Here is an 18322-nt window from a genome sequence, read left to right as displayed (position 1 = left end):
CGATACGCTATAATAAGGATTGACTATTTTGCAGGAAGATAAAAGGTGAAAATCATGACAGTAAAGCAAGTAACAATAGAAGAAGCATTTGAAAAAAGCATTCGCAATGGCAGCCCGCTCTTGTACAAAGATTCTCTTCGTGGAATAAAAGGATTACATGAGGGCCAAGTTATCGATGTGAAAAATAATGCAGGAAAATTTATTGGCAGAGGCTATTATGCCATTCAAAATAAAGGGATCGGCTGGATCCTCACAACTAATCCTCAGGAAGCGATTGATTATTCTTTTTTTGAAGGGAAAATTAAAGCAGCAAATAATCGAAGAGCAGCATTATATCATGATAATGAAACGACTGCTTTTCGCCTGTTTAATGGGGAAGGAGACGGCATCGGCGGTTTTACTGTCGACAAATATGATCAATACTTGCTGATTCAATGGTACAGCAAAGGGATTTACGAATATAAGGAGTGGATTATTAAAGCACTCGATACGCATGTTGAGTTTAAAGGCATTTATGAGAAGAAACGGTTTGATACGAACGGTACATATGTTGAAGGCGATGATTTTACATTCGGAGAACCAGGAGAGTTCCCGATTATGGTGAAAGAAAGCGGCATGAACTTTGCTGTAGACCTAAATGAAGGGGCAATGACGGGGATTTTTCTTGACCAGCGTGAAGTTCGGAAAACAATTCGCGACAAGTATGCACAAGGCAAGGATGTGCTGAACACGTTCTCCTATACAGGTGCGTTTTCTGTGGCAGCAGCCATTGGTGGAAGCAAATCCACAACAAGTGTTGACTTAGCAAATAGAAGCAGAGCCAAAACCTCACTGAACTTTGAATACAATGATATCAGTCTAACAGACCAGAAGATTGTAGTAGAAGATGTTTTTCACTATTTCAAGTATGCCGTAAAGAAGCAGCTCGCATTTGATATGGTCATCCTTGACCCGCCAAGCTTTGCGCGAAGCAAAAAGCATACTTTCAGTGCAGCGAAGGATTATGCTAATCTTTTGAAAGAGGCAATCAGTATTACGAAACAATCAGGTGTTATCGTTGCTTCGACAAACTGCAGCACCTTTGATATGAAGAAGTTTAAACAATTTATCCACGAAGCTTTCGGAAAACAAAAAGATCGTTATACGATTCTAGAGGAATGTGGCTTACCGGAGGACTTTGCGAATATTCGTCATTTAAAGGAAAGCAATTATTTAAAAGTTGTGTTTATTAAAAAGCTTAAATAGTTTTTCAAAATAGTTATTGACTAACAAAAGCAAAATTTCTTTATCAAATCACTGTTTACTTAAATGTCTTTACCTAGTAATCTAATATTTAGCATTGATTATTAGTACATATGGAATGGGGATTGGAAAAAGTGAAAGCAATATTGTTTGATTTAGATGATACACTCCTTTGGGATAAACGCAGTGTTAAAGAAGCATTTGAAAAAACATGCAAGCTTGCTGAAGACAAATACCAAATTGCAGCTTCCAGCCTAGAAGAAGCAGTCCGAAAAGAAGCGCAAAGCTTATATCAAGCATATGAAACATATGCGTTTACACAGATGATTGGCATCAATCCGTTTGAAGGACTATGGGGAGAGTTTGCGGATCAGCATGAATCATTCCAAAAAATGAAGGCTATTGTTCCGATGTATCGTAAAGACGCTTGGACGAATGGACTTTTGGCGATGGGAATTGATGATAAGGAATTCGGAGCATATTTAGCAGAACAATTTCCTGCTTTTCGCAAAGAATCTCCTTTCGTATACGAAGAAACATTTGCAGTGCTCGATGAGCTTAAAGGAAAGTACAAGCTGCTGCTTTTAACAAATGGTTCGCCAGGGCTGCAAAACGCGAAATTAACAATGACGCCTGAAATTGCACCATATTTTGACGAAATTGTTATTTCAGGTGATTTCGGTAAAGGTAAACCAGATCCTGCTATTTTTGAGCATGCCGTTTCCTTGCTTGGTCTAGATGTCAGTGACTGCATTATGGTCGGGGATAATCTTAATACAGATATTCTTGGCGCATCAAGGGTTGGAATGAAGTCGGTTTGGATTAACAGAGAAGAGAAAACGCCAGAAACGGTTCATCCAACATATGAAATTCAAGATTTGCTGGAGCTGATTCCTCTTCTTAAAGAGATTGGCTAAAAAAGAAGCTCATGAAGGCATTTGCCTAACATGAGCTTCTTTTTTTATTCCTTGTCTTCCTTTGGCAGCAGATGTCTGTATGGAACAGGTGATGCCAGTACAACCGAAGTATTGATGGTGCCAAAGGGTATTAACCGGTCGACCAATATCCGCATGCCATCAATTCCGGATACAGCAGCCTTTATTGTATAACTAATCGGTCCAGTCACACGGTGACATTCCAATATATCCGCTTCTGTCTTAATAAACTCCTCAAACTTATGGGGATCTTCCTTCAGTTCACTTATTTGAATGAACAGAAGTGTTTCCCTGCCAAGCTTTGCAGGAGAGACTCTTGCTGTGAATTCAAGAATAATTCCTCTTTCTTGCAGGCGGAGGAGGCGTTCTGATACGCTTGGCCGGCTTAAAGAAAGCTGTTTAGAAAGATCGCTTACCGTTATTCTTCCATCCTCCTGCAATAATTTTAATAATTGCACGTCTACCTTATCCATTTTTAACTCCTTTGCAAATTGAAATTATATATAGATTATTCGCTTCATTTTTAAGGTTAATTTTGTTTAATATATGCTTTTTGATATGTAAAAATGCTCCTTCTTATTCTATCATTAAATATGTAACATAACCACCAAATTTACCTGTGAATTTTGGCGATTTCGCCATCCTCTCTCATACCCAACTCAATATTTTATCATATTAGGAGTGTTTTGTTTGAAAAAAATATTAATCATGATTGCCGGCTGTTTCTTTACATCATTAGGCTTGTATGTGCTCAAAAGCTCTTCCCTTGTGACGGGCGGAACGGCAGGCTTAAGCTTAAGTGCCTCTTATTTAATGCCCATTTCGTTTGCGGTTTTGTTCACGGTCATAAATATTCCGTTTTATGTGTTGTCCTATAAAAAAATGGGCAAACAATTTACATTTTCAACGATTTTGGCAGTAACAACAGTCACTGTATTATCATCCCTGATTTCTGCGTATTTCCCGCCTCTAACTTTTCATCCGCTCATCGGTTCAGTTGTCGGAGGAATCATTATTGGAGCAGGTGTTGTTGTTCTATTTATGAATGGCTCATCCCTAGGAGGAGCACAAATTCTCTCCATTACACTGCAGAAGCAGTTTAACTGGAATATGGGAAAAACAAACTTTATTTTTGACACGGTAGTTATTCTTATTGGCATGTACAGTATTGGGGTTGTGAGAGGCTTATACAGTATATTATCTGTGCTAATTGTGTCTACTATGATGAGCTTCTTTAAGGAACAAATAGCAAAACGCAATAATAAGACTACTGTAAAAGTATCAAAAAAGGAACCGATATTGGAAACAAGTACTATGTAATAAAGGGAAAAAGCACCTTTAGCAGGCTCTTGAAAAAGTCTACCTAAAGGTGCTTTTTTTTGTTTCAAGGCAGTTTTAGAAGTGTAACATCACTGTGACACGCCTCTAAAAATCATTCTTTCTCCTTACTAAGGATTAGACCTCTTATTAAAACAGTCTACACATTTACGCTTAAGGGATTTTTAAAGTTTGTACTTCTTTTTCTAAATAATAGATTCCCACTCGAATATTTTGCTTATGGTTTCCGAAGTGCTCCCCGAAAAGAGTGAGCCCTCCTACTTTTTCTGAATCTTGTTCGACTGCAACTTTAAGTGTTAAAAATGGTGATTGATCTAATTGGATGTCATCGATAGTTACACTAGATAAAGCCTCTCCATCAATACCTGTATCGATTTTATTGATGCGAATTGTTTTCAGCAGGCCATACTGACTGAATTTATCATTCCACCAACTTGGGGTATATCGACCTCGCACATCTGAAAAGTTTCCTGGGACTGTATAAGTACCAAGTTTTACACCGTTTAAATAAAAAGTAATATCACTTGGCCAAACATTGTTAGATAAAGGGAATTCGGAAGCTAATTCCATGCTGATTTCTACCATTTCTGGTATTTGGTTAGGACCTAGGAGATTTGGGATTTTATATTCTACAAATCCTTCTGACAACCATAGGAGCTGTGTATCAACCCTTTTTGTATCCATAAAATATTTAGGGTCATCTGGCTTGCCGATTATTTCCGTTTCTGATGCAATTCCACATGTTGGTTTTGCTTGGAAATCCGTATAATGGCCAATCTTTAAATCGGTTAAATGCAGGGAATATTCTTTAAATATTTTCTTAGGAAAATGTATGTCAATATTATCTACTGCGAGCTCCACTATTTTTTGTAACCCTGACTTACCAGCAGTTCTAATTGATTTTACAATCCCAGCTTCTTCTAGCTTCTGCACATGGCGTGTAACGATAGCTGGACTTATATTTAATTGTTTAGCTAAATCTGAAATATTAGCTTGGTTAACCGCTAATAGTTCGATAATCACGATGCGCGTTTCACTAGCAAGAGCTTGATAAACATGGAAGTAATCTTTAGAAACCTGAATTTGCATAAATGCTCATCTCCTTAACCAAAAGATTAAATAGTTGCTTGTACTTTTATTGTAACATTACATATGTTTAACCTCAATAGAAAACTCTATAAAACCTGATAAAATAACGTTGACAACGCTTTCTTTTGTTGTTAAATTAAAAATGTAAGACGAATGTATTTATGTATTTAACTATTTGGTTAAATATATAAATTAATCAAATGGGGAGGAAATCGGATGGGTACTTCAAAAAAACGGTGGAAGCTTTTAGGTGTGTTAGGTTTAGCAATTGGACTTATGGCAGGTTGTAGTAGTTCAGGTGCAAGTAGTAGCGCTAAAAATGAAATCACCTTTTGGAATCCGTTTACAGGGCCTGATGGGAAAAACATGCAAGCAATGGTAGATGAATACAACAAGACAAATCCAGAGTATAAGATTAAGAATATCTCTCTTAAAGAAACAGATATGTATACAAAAATTCCAACTATTGTGAACTCCGAAAAGAATATACCTGATTTAACAATTGTTCATGCAGAGCGTATTAAGCAGTTTAAAGACAATGATATGTTAACCTCTTATAATGATTTATTAACAGATTACCCAGAGATTAAAGCAGAAAATTATGTGCAAGAAGCTTGGAATATTGGAGAAATCGAATCTGAACGATATAGTATACCGCTAGATATACATACGTTTGGACTTTATTACAATAAAGACCTAGTGAATAAGTATTTGCCGACAGCGTTAGACGACAATATTGTGACATTTGCTGAAATAGAGCAAGTAGGCGAAGTTTCAAAAAAAGATAAGATTGCATCTATCGGTGTCTCTTGGTTAAAGCCGAACTTTTTATCCCTGTATGCACAAAACGGTGGGGTTCTAACAGAGGATGGCATACAACCGACGTTAGATAATCAAGCAGCTCAAGATACGTTTAACTTGTGGAAGGAATTAGTGAAGACAGGATATACAACAAAGGATGGTGAAGATCCTACGCAAATGTTTTTAACAGGAAAAGTAGTCTTTTTGCCTGAAGGAATTTGGATGCAAAACCAAGTGAAGCAAAGCAAGATAAATTGGGGACTAACTAATGCACCGCAGGTATCTGATGACTTGTCAAAAACAGTTAACTGGTCTTCCTCCCATCAATTTGTCATGTTTAAAGATGAATCACGCAGTGATGAAAAAGCAAAAGGTGTCATGGAGTTCTTAAATTGGGTTAGAGACAATTCAATGGAATGGGCGAAGTCCGGGCAAAATCCTGCCACGTTATCACTGTTAGAAGAGGAAGAGTATAAACAGATGCCGCAAGCATTTTTCTTATCTACACCAGAGCAACAAGCAACTTTGAAAATTTTTGATTATAAGTACAATGGCTATGTTTCAGAAGCGCTTGATGCTCAAGCAGGCGATGTAGTTTTTGGAAAGCTGGATGTTGATAAAGCGCTTACGCAAATGCAAAAAGAAGTATCTGCGAAGGTTGAAAAAGATAAATCGAATAAATGATTTGGAGAAAATAGAAGGTAGAAGCTTACCTTTTGTATACAGCAGAAGGTAAGCTTTAACCATTGATATTTTGCGAGTTTAGTATGTTTTTTCTATTCAAACATAGAAAAAAAGGGGGAGTGGAGCGATGGAAACTGTTCCTGCTACAAAACAAGTGAAGCAAGTCAAAAATAAGAGGTCCAAAAAAGTGTCTGTTACACCATGGATTTTCTTAACACCTCATTTGCTAATATTTGCTGTCTTTTTCTTGATTCCTGTTTTCTTTGGTATCTATATATCTTTTACAGAATGGGATTTAATAAGTTCCCCTACGTTTATTGGCCTTGATAATTATAAGGAAATATTACTGCAATCTGATTCTATCTTTTATGAACAGCTACATACAGGCTTGAAGAATACGTTTTTATTCGTGCTTTTTGTTGTACCGTTTTGTATCCTTGTGCCATTATGCCTTGCAGCAGCTTTAAATACTAAACCTGCTTTATGGAAGTTCTTTCAATCACTTTTTTATTTACCATCTTTATTCGCGATTTCTGCGGTCGTGATTATTTGGACTTTAATGTTCAACGTCACATATGGCCCAATAAATAATATCCTGAATTTAGAAACGGTATGGACAGGAACACAACCCTATGCATGGATTGCATTAGTAATTTTAACTGTTTGGTGGTCTATCGGTGGCAATATGATTATTTATCAAGCAGCATTAAATGGCATTGCTAAAGATTTATATGAAGCTGCAGATATTGATGGAGCATCACCATTTCAGAAATTCATTAAAATCACACTTCCTAGTATAAGAGGACAAATTCTTTATACCGTAGTAATTACTACTATTGCACACTTTAATGTATATGGACAGCCGCTAATGCTTACAGGTGGAGGGCCTACTGACTCGACAAGGGTTCTCTTAATGGATATTCAGCAAAATGCATTTGGTTCAGGCCAATCTATCGCAGGAATTTCATCAGCAATGGCAGTTATTCTAGGCGTGTGCATAATGGTTGTTGCATCCTTGCAGTTCTTTTTCTTAAGAGAAAGGAAGAATTAAAGTGAAGGAGGGTTTGAAATGAGTGGAAAGAGAGTTAATCCATTTCCAAAAATCATTGCATTTGTCTTTTTGCTCGCGATGTCAGTTATTTGGGTTATACCTTTAGTATGGGGAATCGTAACTTCTTTTAAATCGGAAATTGAACTACAATCTGTTGGGTTTAAATTTCTACCAATCGAATGGGTGCTATCCAATTACACCTCTCTTTTAGTAGATAATGCAAGTACGCCGTTAGTGCGCTGGTTTACGAATTCCTTATTTATCTCCATTTCTCACACTTTATTAGTATTACTTGTTGTTACACTTTCTGCCTTTGCTTTTAGTAGATTAAATTTTAGAGGAAAGCATGGATTGTTTGCGTTTTTAATGGCAACGATGATGTTTCCGGCAGTAGTAAATTTAATTCCCCTTTATAAAATTATTGATCTATTAGGGTGGGTTAATTCTCCAATCGCCATGATCGTTCCTGGAGCTGCTGGCGTTTTTAATATTTTCCTAGTGAGACAATTTATGAATAATATACCAACAGAGTTTGATGAAGCAGCAAGAATGGATGGTGCGAATGATTTTCAAATATTATCAAGGGTAATTCTCCCTTTAATTAAACCAGTGCTGTTAGTCGTTTCCTTATTCTCTTTTACTGGTTCTTGGAATGATTTTTTATGGCCATCAATCGTGTTTAATGATGTGGAAAAAATGCCGATTACACCAGGGCTTCAATTGCTTCAAGGGATGTATCAGGCGCAGCCTACTTTATTAATGGCAGGAGCGATTGTTGCGATTGTTCCAACCTTCATTCTTTACTTATTTGCTCAAAAGTATTTCTTAGATTCTATGTCTCTATCTGCTGGAGTGAAAGGTTAATGAACAGAAGATTGGAAAGAAACTTAGTGAGAATAGCTGGGATTTGGCAGATAATTGATGGTTTATTTACGATCTTAGTGTATGGAACTTTGAAAAAAGTAGAAGGTGCAAATCTAATTGAAAACACGAGCTTTGCTTATATGAAAGCATTGGAATCAGTTGTTGGAAGTATCTATATATTTATCGCAATATTTGGATCCATTCTTATCGGAGTCGGCATGTTTAACTTGGTCTGTGCAAAAAAATATATTAAAGATGATCAAGTTCATGTAAAAGTGGCAGTGTGGTTTTTAGTATGTGGAGCTATGAGCTACATCATTATGGATATCATCAGTGTTGTCTTATACATGTCTGCTGGGATGATACTGTTGGCTAAAAACAAGTCTATCAAGAAGTTAATGATGAAAAGTAATCAACATATTGGAGGTATAAACTAATGAATGAATTACATCCTAATCCTCAGTTTAGAAGAGAGGAATGGTTTTCCTTAGATGGCAAATGGGATTTCGCCTTTGACGATAAGAAAGAAGGCGAAAAAAATAAGTGGTATGAAAAGTTTCCTAAGGGAACGGTGATTGAAGTGCCTTTCACTTATGAAACAAAGGCAAGTGGCATTCATCAAACAGAACATCATGAAATAGTTTGGTATGAAAGAACATTTAATATAAAGGATTTAGAGAAACACCCTATTCTTCATTTTGAAGGAGTAGACTATGAGGCGTTTATATATGTAAATGGTAAGCTTGCTGCACAGCATCAAGGCGGTTATCATGCATTTTCAGTAAATTTACAGGGGAAAGTTCATATCGGTGAAAATAAATTGAGTGTTAAAGTGTATGATTCAAAGGACTGTTCTCAGCCAAGAGGAAAGCAGAGGTGGCGAGAGGAGAACTTTGGATGCTGGTATGTACAAACAACAGGGATATGGAAATCAGTTTGGCTTGAATATGTTTCTCCTATTTATATAGAGCATGCAAAAATCACTCCTTTATTTGATGAACAAGAAATTCAGATTGAAATAGATACAAAAAATCTTCCGATTGAATCAGATGGATATACTGTAGAAGCAAAGATTCTTTTTGATGGAAGGTTTATTAATTCTTTTACTGCAAATATAATAGATGGTTCTGCTTCACTGCGGGGAAGTGTGCTGGAAAGAAAAGATCCTTGGACCATGAAACCTTGGAGTCCAGAGAACCCTCATTTGTATGATCTTCAGCTTCATTTATATAAAGGCAACGAATTACTTGATACAGTGCATTCTTATTTTGGCATGAGAAAGATATCAATAGAAGGAAATAAGATACTGCTTAATAATAGAGAATTATATCAACGCCTTATTCTAGATCAAGGCTACTGGCAGGATTCTGATATGACGCCGCCGAGTACAGAAGCTTTAGAGGAAGACATACAAAAAGTGTTAGAGCTTGGATATAACGGAGTTAGAAAACATCAAAAGGTAGAGGATTCTCGCTTTTTATATTTAGCAGATAAATATGGGTTGCTAGTATGGGTAGAAGTGGGCTCTGTGTATGCATTTAATGATGTAGCAGTTAAGAACTTCTCACAAGAATGGATGGAAATTGTGAAGCAAAACTACAATCATCCTAGTGTTATTACATGGGTTCCTTTCAATGAATCTTGGGGAGTTCACGATATTCATGTAAATAGGAAACAACAAGCATTTACCGAAAGTATTTATTATATGACGAAAACTTATGATCAAATGCGCCCTGTGATAACGAACGACGGCTGGGAGCATACCATTTCTGATATTATTACGCTTCATGATTATGAAGAATTCGGCAAAGCATTTACGAAACGCTATGAAAATAAAGAACATGTTTTATCAAATAAGATGCAATTCAACAAAGATTTCTATCCGTTTGCTGAAAATTATGCCTATAAAGGTCAGCCGATCATTATTTCTGAATTTGGCGGGATTGCTTTCCAAACAGAAGAAGGCTGGGGTTATGGAAATCAAGTGAAGGATGAGGAAGCGTTTTTCAAACGATTTGAAGAAATTCATTATGCTATTCAGGATTTAGACTATGTGGTTGGCTATTGTTATACACAGCTCACAGATGTACAACAGGAACTAAATGGGCTGCTTACTATTGATCGAAAGCCAAAAGTATCTGTCAGCAGAGTAAGCGAAGTAAATACAAGAAGACTGAAACCGTAGGAGGCAATATGAGTAGAGCAGAGTATCCAAGACCTCAATTTGTACGATCTGAATGGATAAATTTAAACGGCAAATGGCAATTCGAGTTTGATGATAAGAACGAAGGCTGGAAAGAAAAGTATGCTAATCAGGAGAAACTAACTAGAGAAATAAACGTTCCTTTTGTTTATCAATCGGAGTTAAGCGGCATAAATGACCGCACAATTCACGAATATATATGGTATAAAAAAGAAATAGAACTAGATCATCCACATGATAAGGAAACGTTATTACACTTTGGTGCAGTGGATTACTATTGTAAAGTTTATGTGAACGGGCAATTTGTTGGAGAGCACGAAGGGGGACATACGTCCTTTCATTTTAACATATCAGATAAGCTAGTTAAGGGAAAACAAACAATCACGGTTTTTGTGCATGATCCATTTGATGATGAAACCATTCCTCGTGGGAAACAGTTTTGGGAAAAGGAATCGAGGGGGATTTGGTACACCAATTCTACTGGTATTTGGCAAACAGTCTGGATAGAGCAGCTTGATAAAGAACATATTGAAAGTGTAAAGTTCACCTCTGATTTTGATCATGGCATGGTATCGATAGATCTTCTTATCAGTGATTTTACGAACTTAATAGAAGAAAATAGATTCTTAAACTACACTATTAGTTATAAAGATATCATGATTGCAGAGGATCAGATTAAGTTAAACAGTCATAATGTGAAAAGAGCAATTGATATCATGCAGAATAAAATATTTCGATCCAATTTCCATGATGCAGGTTTTGCGTGGACACCTGAAAATCCAAACCTTTTTGATGTAAAACTAGAATTGGTTAATGATGCTGGTCACGTACTTGATACTATAAAATCTTATTTCGGATATAGAAAAGTACATAGTGAAAATGGGATGGTGTTTTTAAATAATAAGCCATACTATCAAAAGTTAGTCCTGGACCAAGGTTATTGGCCAGAAGGATTATTGACAGCACCTTCAGCAAGTGATTTTAAAAGAGATATTGAATTAGCGAAAGAGATAGGATTTAATGGTTGTCGTAAGCACCAAAAAACAGAAGATCCCTTGTTCTTATATTATGCGGATACTTTAGGGTTCTTAGTATGGGGTGAGTGTGCTTCTGCTCCTGTGTATACAGAAAAAGCGGCTACGAGGCTTATGAAGGAATGGGTGGAAATTGTAGAACGAGATTATAATCACCCGTCCATTGTCACCTGGGTTCCGTTAAATGAAAGTTGGGGAGTTCCTAATATTCACGCTGACAAAAAGCAGCAACAATTCTCCAAAACAATGTATCATATGCTGCATGCTATTGATGGTACGAGGCTTGTCATCTCTAATGATGGCTGGGAAGCTACTACTACAGATATATGTGCTATTCACAATTATAATCATGGAAATCATGATGAAAAGGATAAGTATCGTTATTTTAAAGAAGCACTCTCTTCTGTTGAAAATCTATTATCATATGCACACGGTAAGTGGCAAGTTTATGCAAATGGATATTCTCATCAAGGCGAACCAATTATGCTGACAGAGTTTGGAGGAATAGGCTTTAAAGTGGATGATCAAAAAGGCTGGGGCTATACTTCGGTTGAAACGGTAGAAGAATATATCCGGGATTATCGGCGCATTATGGAGGCTATCTACCAATCGAAAGGGTTATGGGGTTACTGTTATACACAGTTAACAGATGTGGAACAAGAAATAAATGGGATACTTACGTATAACCGCAAACCTAAATGTGATCTTTCTATTTTAAGGGAAATTAATAATCAATTTTACCCAAATAGACTTCCTGTAGTATTAAAACAGCGAAAAGATTGATTAGCTTAGTTATCTATCCATTATCTTGACTACCTCCTGAGTTTGATTATAAATCAGACTCAGGTTTTTTATATCTTCACTGCTAATTTTTTGTCGCCTTTTTAAAAGGAGAATTTTTTTGTTTAAATAAATTGACACTGATAATCATTTTCATTTACAATGAGAATAACCAAAAAAACAGATAATAAAAAAGAGCTAGGAAGGTGTAATTATATGCAAAATCAATTCTTGGTAACTAAGCCGTTTCAATATATGGTAGAATGTACTTGTCCTAGACCTGACCATACATTTTTTATTGATTTACATAAAGGGGATATTATTACTGTTACAGATGAGAAGAAATATGTTGATTCTCTAGGTTGGCTGATGCTTGTAATGATCAATGATTATACTGTATATATGTTTGTCCAGGAGCTGGAGGATTTCATTAACGAAGAAAAAATCGTTTCCATTATCGATATGGAATTAAAACGCAACTATCTTCAGTTTAAGGTAAATGAATCATTGGATAAAATGGATAAAGAAAGTTTTGAGCTATATGCTAAAGACTTGGCTAAGATAAAGGAAATGACCGAAATCGGTGCATTATCATAATAGACAGAAAATGGTCTGGCAGTATGCCAGGCTGTTTTTTTATATGTCAGTACCGATTGTTTGCAAACAGCTGTTTAGAGGACTACAATAGAGGCGTACAATACATTCGAAAGATGGAGGCAATACAATGAAAGTTAAAGTAAACAGACATGCAGCGAAAGTCATGAAACAAATGCTGAGCAAAGCGGATGAAGGTGAAATGCTGCGTGTATACATAACAGAACATCATGGAAACCATGCTCATTATGATCTTAAGCTGGACAAGCAGACAGAAAATGATGAAGTGGTAGAATCAGATAAAGAAGTTGCGGTCCTTTTAGATACACGAGACAGTGAGTTCTTAGACGGTATCTGGATTCAATATTTCCATATGCCAGAGCCAGGTTTTGTTATTTACAATCCTAACAAAGAAATGCATAGTCATTAAAAAAACGGGGGGGAACCCCGTTTTTTTATTTCTTATCTAAGGATGATAGGCTTTGAATCAGGTCATCTTTAATGATTGTCCACCACTCACGATTGTTGATAAATTGCTGAACCATTTCCTTTATGAATGCTTTAAAAGCAGCGTCATAGTCTGGAGAGTCTTTAGCAGGCACGTCTTTTTTCAGGACATCCACTTCTTTTTGAATAATTTCTGCTCTAGGTCCCCATCTGCCGATTAACTCATCATTTTCATCGAGGAAGATGATAATTGGAATCGAGCGTGCAGTTCCATTTGTCAAAAATTGATCCATTAATTCCAGATTATCATCTCTGATTAAAAATCTTGTCTCGATTAACGCTTCATTAGCTAAGCGCAAAAAGATAGGCACATTGACCATGGCATCCCCGCACCAATCTGCACTAAGAATTATAGCCTTCATTCCTTTTGATTGCAGACCCTGCAGATTTTTCATATCTTGTGCTGGTACAGAGAATTCATTATAAACCTTTAAAAGATTCTCTTTATTCACCTGCATGCTGGATATGTACTGATGAGAAGACATTCCTTTATCAAACCAAACTTTAAGATTACTCAATTTAACACTTCCTGTTCTAATTATATTGGCTGAGCATAAGTTAATTTTACTAAAAATAAGACCAAGATAGTAATTATTAGCATTGCATCTGTAAGAAACTTATTTACTAATGAAAAAGATTCCTTTAAAGAAGGAAAAACACTCCCCGAACAAGAATTATTGGTATAAGACAAATTGATGTGCAAATAATGTAATGAAAGGTATAATACAAAAAATGGTGAAGTTTGAAAACGGTTAACTAAGAAATTATTCCCACTTTCCGTGTGATCTATACAAAAATTAGATTAATTTTATTAAACTAATCTTTTCTATCTATTAATACTTGCGAATTCTTAATGAATTTTTGAAAGAATAGTGATAGGATTAAGATATCGAATCGATAAATATTATTTAGATTAAGGGATGGTAATCTAATGACAACAAGACTAAAAGTTAACGAAAGCAGTTCATCCTTACGCAGGGATGTTAAGCGACTAGGAATCATACTTGGTGAAGTGCTTGTGCATCATGGCGGGCAAGAACTTTTGCAAAAAGTCGAAACAATCCGTAAATTAGCGAAGGAACTGCGCAACAATTATAATGATGGTACATATCAAGAACTGAAAAAAGAAATGGAAAACTTAGAAAGACCAATGAGAAGGCAGGTTATCCGTGCATTCTCTAAATACTTCCACTTAGTGAACGTGGCAGAGCTTAATCACCGTATCAGAAGAAGAAGAGAATATCAGCTGCAGGAAAATAATCTTGTTCAGCCTGCATCAATTGAAAGTGCCATTCAGGCATTTAAGAGTAAAAACCTTACTGAGGATGCTATTCAAAATGTCCTTGATACTTTATCATTGGAGCTGATTATTACAGCGCATCCGACGGAGTCGACAAAGCGGTCTATTCTTGAAATTCAGAAGAGAATCGCAAACCTTCTGAAACAGCTTGATAATCCAATGCTTACAAGAAAAGAGCGTAAGCAAATTGATCAGGAGCTGTTTGAGGAAATTACGATTATGTGGCAAACAGATGAGCTCCGTTTAACGAGACCGACAGTAATGGATGAGGTTCGAAATGGTTTATATTATTTCGATCAGACATTGTTTGATGTATTGCCAGAGATTCATCAAGAAGTACAGGATGCTCTTCATGAGAATTATCCTACGTACAACTGGAATGTGCCGAACTTCCTGACATTCGGTTCATGGATCGGCGGAGACCGAGATGGAAATCCAAACGTAACTCCAGAAGTGACATGGCAAACACTTCATAAGCAAAATAAGCTTGTTCTTAAAAAATATACAGATGCAGTCATTGAGTTAATGAAAAGATTCAGCCATTCTACGAACAGAATCAAAGTAAGCTCGAAGCTGATTCAATCAATCGTGGAAGAGGAACAGCTGTACTTAGATGAAGACACTAAATGGGCTGTTGAAACAGAAGTATATCGCAGAAAGTTTGCAGTCATTATTGAGCGACTGAAAGCTACTGGGAAATCAGAGAAAGGCTACACTGACTCTGAAGAACTGCTGAAAGATTTAATCTTAATTCAGGACAGCTTTGTGATCCACCAGCCGAAGGATCATGAACAAAAAGACTTACAGAAATTAATTCGCCAAGTGCGTTTATTCGGCTTCCACCTTGCGACATTAGATATTCGCAATCACAGTGGTGAGCATGAAGCAGCTATTTCGGAAATTCTGAAAAAAGTAGGAATTGCCGAGGATTACAGCAGCCTTGATGAAGAGAGCAAAATGAATATCCTTGAGTCTGTTTTGAAGGACCCGAGACCGATTTTGTTATTAAATGAGGATTATTCTGCACAAACACAGGAAATGATTAAAACTTTCCAGATGATTCGCAATGCTCACAAAAAATTCGGCAAGCGGTCAATCACAGTCTATCTTATCAGTATGACTCAATCTGCCAGCGATTTGCTTGAAGTGCTCGTTCTTGCAAAAGAAGCAGGAATCTACCGTCTTCATGCAGATGGTACAGTGGAAAGCCATTTAAATGTGGCACCGCTTCTTGAAACAATCGATGATTTAGTGGCAGGTCCTGATATTATGCAAACACTGTTTGAACTGCCTGTTTACAAAAATCATTTAATCCAGCATGAGAACCAGCAGGAAATTATGCTTGGTTATTCTGACGGAAGTAAAGACGGCGGAACATTGACTGCCAACTGGAAGCTGTATAAAGCCCAAAGAGAAATTCATGAAATGGCAAGCAGATATAAAATCGGCCTTAAGTTCTTCCATGGTCGCGGTGGTTCTCTCGGCAGGGGTGGCGGTCCGCTGAACAAGAGTATCTTGTCCCAGCCGGCTGAGACACTTGGAGATGGTGTGAAAATTACAGAACAAGGGGAAGTATTATCTTCTCGCTACTTGTTGGAAGACATTGCCTTCCGCAGTCTCGAGCAAGCTATTTCGACCTTGCTGAAAGCTTTTGCGCATATCTCTAATAATGAGCTAGACCAAACGGAAAAAGACAAATGGGAAACAGCGATGGAAGACATTTCTGCGATCTCGTTGAAAAAATATCAGTCATTAGTGTTCTTTGATGATGATTTTATGACATATTTTAAAGAAGCAACACCTTTGAATGAGATTGGCAACTTGAAAATAGGGTCAAGACCGATGAGTCGAAAAAGCAAGCAAACATTTGAAGATTTACGCGCCATTCCATGGGTATTTGCTTGGACGCAAAGCCGCCAGCTATTGCCGGCATGGTATGCAGCGGGAACTGGTCTTCATGAATTCGCAGATAGTAACACAAGCAACATCGGTATCTTAAAAGAAATGTACCAAAAATGGCCATTCTTCCGTTCCACAATCGATAATTTGCAAATGGCATTAATGAAAGCAGACTTAACAACAGCAAGAGAATATTCATCACTTGTTGAAGATGAGTCAATTGGCACAAGAATTTATGAAAACATTAAAGAAGAATATAATAAGACAAAAGCCATTTTGCTTGAAATTTCTGGAGAGGAAGAGCTGTTGGATCATACACCAACGATTCAGGAATCTGTCTATAGAAGAAACCCGTATGTAGACCCACTGAATTTCTTCCAAGTAGAGCTAATTAAACAGCTGCGTGATCAAGAAACACCAGATCCAGAGCTGCTGAATCAAGTGCTGCTTACAATCAATGGAATTGCTGCTGGCTTGCGTAATACAGGCTGATATAATAAAAACGCTCAGATTTTTCTGAGCGTTTTTTTGTGTATATCAAAGCTGTTACTTTATTGGTATTACGTCTTGCGGCAAAGCATCCTCCTGTATCCATTTTTCAATCATTTGATTAAAGAAAGTAGGATATAACAGGGATACTCCGTGACCGACGTCTCGGATAATGATCCCAGTACAATTTGAATTATTTAATACTATATCTGTTGCTGATTTTTTCATTACTGCCTTTTCTCTTTCACCAACAGAAACTAATATTTTGCTCTTTGCTTTTTTGAAATTTTCAGGGATTTCAAATGACATATTTTCTTCTAATATTCTAACAAGAGCATCTGATTTCATTTGAGAAATTTCCTTATAATAGGTTGCAAAGTACTCTTTATCAATGTAAAGTGCTTTCGCTTGAAGCTTTGCAAAAGATTGATTTCTAACTAAAGGAAAGGTTAATTTTATCGTAGGTTTAATCATCCTTTTAACAAAAGAATTAGGTCTTACTAATGCACTGTTTATGACCGCATAATGAATTAAATTAGGTTTCATACTTAACATTTGTATCGTTACCTGTGCACCTAGGGAAAATCCAATCACGATTATTTTTTTACCATTCGCGATTTTTTCTATCAAGTCATTTATTTTTTCTGCACTTGTTTGAATGGAAAAATTCAACTCACAATCGTTCTCCCCATGTTCTGGCAAGTCAATTGTCAGGCAATGATAATGACTGAAATACGGAGTTTGTTTATCCCACATCCAGCTACTTACTCCACCTCCGTGCAAAAATACCATCAATGAAGCGTTCTTATCCCCATACTCTTGGTAACGTAAACACAAAAAGCTCACCTCACTTTTTTCTGTTTGATCCTATTAAGTAAACGGTGTTGCCTCGTTGAAAAACAGTTCCATCATTATTAACTATATTTTAGATAAAAAAAACAATTCTTTTCTTTTATAATTGGCTAAAGTTTAAAAGACAACAAAAAGGAGACACCAATCACTGTTTGAATGTGTGTCTCCAATTATGCTGTTATTTAGTAGCAAACTCGTTTGCACTTTGCTGTTTCTTAATTTAACTTATTTTTTAAATGGAGCTAAAAACTCTTCCACTTGCTCTGGTGTTTTTGCGTTAGCGCTGTGCAAATGGCCGATTTTTTCACCGTCTTTGAAGACAAGCAGACTTGGAATACCCATAACATCATACTTTTCTGCTAGTTCAGGCAGTTCGTCTTTATTGAGGCTGAACCATTTTTTGTCTGCATTTTCCTCGATGATCTCCCCAATGAACATATCCATTCTTGTGCAGTCAGGGCACCAAGTCGTGAAAAATTTAACAATATTTGTTTCGCCATTATTGATAATCTCGTTGAATTCCTCTGTTGTACTGATTTGTTTCATGATACACCTCTTAGCAATATTTTATACTAGCCACAAAAGCTACTAACGCCATTATACACTAAATATTAAATATTTCCTGTTTGCAGAACTGAAATTATTTACACAAAAATACCA

General features: G+C 36.5%; 17 protein-coding genes. 12 read left to right on the top strand and 5 right to left on the bottom strand.

The genetic code is table 11. From position 1 onward, the window contains the following. Positions 1–51 precede the first annotated feature (51 nt). Positions 52–1245, top strand: coding sequence for a class I SAM-dependent rRNA methyltransferase (locus ACLIJJ_RS00935; protein ID WP_411410619.1), 1194 nt, complete (start codon positions 52–54; stop codon positions 1243–1245). A gap of 131 nt (positions 1246–1376) precedes the next feature. After that, entirely contained in the window at positions 1377–2159 is a 783-nt protein-coding gene (locus ACLIJJ_RS00930; protein WP_411410448.1) for an HAD family hydrolase, read from the top strand. Positions 2160–2203: 44 nt separating this feature from the next. Here the strand turns inward: ACLIJJ_RS00930 and ACLIJJ_RS00925 are convergent, their stop codons facing one another. After that, complete coding sequence (locus ACLIJJ_RS00925) at positions 2204–2650, bottom strand: Lrp/AsnC family transcriptional regulator (protein WP_251645667.1); 447 nt, start codon at positions 2648–2650, stop codon at positions 2204–2206. Between the two features lie 217 nt (positions 2651–2867). Here ACLIJJ_RS00925 and ACLIJJ_RS00920 point away from each other — a divergent pair, with 217 nt between their 5' ends. After that, positions 2868–3497 carry a YitT family protein gene (locus tag ACLIJJ_RS00920; RefSeq protein WP_233313693.1) on the top strand — a complete coding sequence of 210 codons (630 nt, stop codon included), beginning with the start codon at positions 2868–2870 and terminating at the stop codon, positions 3495–3497. A gap of 171 nt (positions 3498–3668) precedes the next feature. Here the strand turns inward: ACLIJJ_RS00920 and ACLIJJ_RS00915 are convergent, their stop codons facing one another. After that, complete coding sequence (locus ACLIJJ_RS00915) at positions 3669–4604, bottom strand: ArsR/SmtB family transcription factor (protein ID WP_411410447.1); 936 nt, start codon at positions 4602–4604, stop codon at positions 3669–3671. Between the two features lie 216 nt (positions 4605–4820). On the opposite strand from ACLIJJ_RS00915, the gene ACLIJJ_RS00910 reads away from it, so the two are divergent. The 8 genes from ACLIJJ_RS00910 to ACLIJJ_RS00875 all read left to right on the top strand — a co-directional run bounded on the left by ACLIJJ_RS00910 (position 4821) and on the right by ACLIJJ_RS00875 (position 13045). After that, positions 4821–6089, top strand: coding sequence for an extracellular solute-binding protein (locus ACLIJJ_RS00910; protein WP_233313695.1), 1269 nt, complete (start codon positions 4821–4823; stop codon positions 6087–6089). A gap of 127 nt (positions 6090–6216) precedes the next feature. Continuing rightward, complete coding sequence (locus ACLIJJ_RS00905; RefSeq protein ID WP_233313696.1) at positions 6217–7140, top strand: carbohydrate ABC transporter permease; 924 nt, start codon at positions 6217–6219, stop codon at positions 7138–7140. Between the two features lie 18 nt (positions 7141–7158). Next, a complete protein-coding gene (locus ACLIJJ_RS00900) occupies positions 7159–8004 on the top strand; it encodes a carbohydrate ABC transporter permease (RefSeq protein WP_233313697.1) in 846 nt (281 codons plus the stop codon). After that, the gene (locus ACLIJJ_RS00895) at positions 8004–8441 is read left to right on the top strand and encodes a hypothetical protein (protein ID WP_233313698.1); all 438 of its coding nucleotides are present in this window, start codon (positions 8004–8006) and stop codon (positions 8439–8441) included. The genes ACLIJJ_RS00900 and ACLIJJ_RS00895 overlap by 1 nt, the downstream gene beginning before the upstream one ends. After that, complete coding sequence (locus ACLIJJ_RS00890; RefSeq protein ID WP_411410446.1) at positions 8441–10189, top strand: glycoside hydrolase family 2 protein; 1749 nt, start codon at positions 8441–8443, stop codon at positions 10187–10189. The genes ACLIJJ_RS00895 and ACLIJJ_RS00890 overlap by 1 nt, the downstream gene beginning before the upstream one ends. Before the next feature lie 8 nt (positions 10190–10197). Then, the gene (locus tag ACLIJJ_RS00885; protein WP_411410445.1) at positions 10198–12024 is read left to right on the top strand and encodes a glycoside hydrolase family 2 protein; all 1827 of its coding nucleotides are present in this window, start codon (positions 10198–10200) and stop codon (positions 12022–12024) included. Positions 12025–12237: 213 nt separating this feature from the next. After that, on the top strand, positions 12238–12618 hold the full coding sequence (locus ACLIJJ_RS00880) for a hypothetical protein (RefSeq protein ID WP_233313701.1): 381 nt from the start codon (positions 12238–12240) through the stop codon (positions 12616–12618). Positions 12619–12745: 127 nt separating this feature from the next. Continuing rightward, entirely contained in the window at positions 12746–13045 is a 300-nt protein-coding gene (locus tag ACLIJJ_RS00875; protein WP_233313702.1) for an iron-sulfur cluster assembly accessory protein, read from the top strand. Between the two features lie 25 nt (positions 13046–13070). Here the strand turns inward: ACLIJJ_RS00875 and ACLIJJ_RS00870 are convergent, their stop codons facing one another. After that, a complete protein-coding gene (locus ACLIJJ_RS00870) occupies positions 13071–13640 on the bottom strand; it encodes a thioredoxin family protein (protein ID WP_237941504.1) in 570 nt (189 codons plus the stop codon). Positions 13641–14053: 413 nt separating this feature from the next. Between ACLIJJ_RS00870 and ppc the strand changes: the two genes are divergently transcribed. Then, positions 14054–16813, top strand: a complete 2760-nt coding sequence (gene ppc / locus ACLIJJ_RS00865; RefSeq protein ID WP_251648078.1) for a phosphoenolpyruvate carboxylase — start codon at positions 14054–14056, stop codon at positions 16811–16813. A 54-nt stretch (positions 16814–16867) separates the two neighbouring features. Here the strand turns inward: ppc and ACLIJJ_RS00860 are convergent, their stop codons facing one another. Together ACLIJJ_RS00860 and ACLIJJ_RS00855 are read right to left on the bottom strand one after the other, a co-directional pair. Beyond that, a complete protein-coding gene (locus tag ACLIJJ_RS00860) occupies positions 16868–17647 on the bottom strand; it encodes an alpha/beta fold hydrolase (protein WP_233313705.1) in 780 nt (259 codons plus the stop codon). 240 nt (positions 17648–17887) lie between these two features. Beyond that, entirely contained in the window at positions 17888–18208 is a 321-nt protein-coding gene (locus ACLIJJ_RS00855) for a thioredoxin family protein (protein ID WP_233313706.1), read from the bottom strand. Positions 18209–18322 lie beyond the last annotated feature (114 nt).

It is taken from the genome of Niallia laureatilytica, from assembly GCF_046613985.1.
Lineage (GTDB): Bacteria > Bacillota > Bacilli > Bacillales > Cytobacillaceae > Niallia.
Note: the sequence above shows the minus strand (reverse complement) of the source record. Positions and strands in the feature narration are given on the sequence as shown.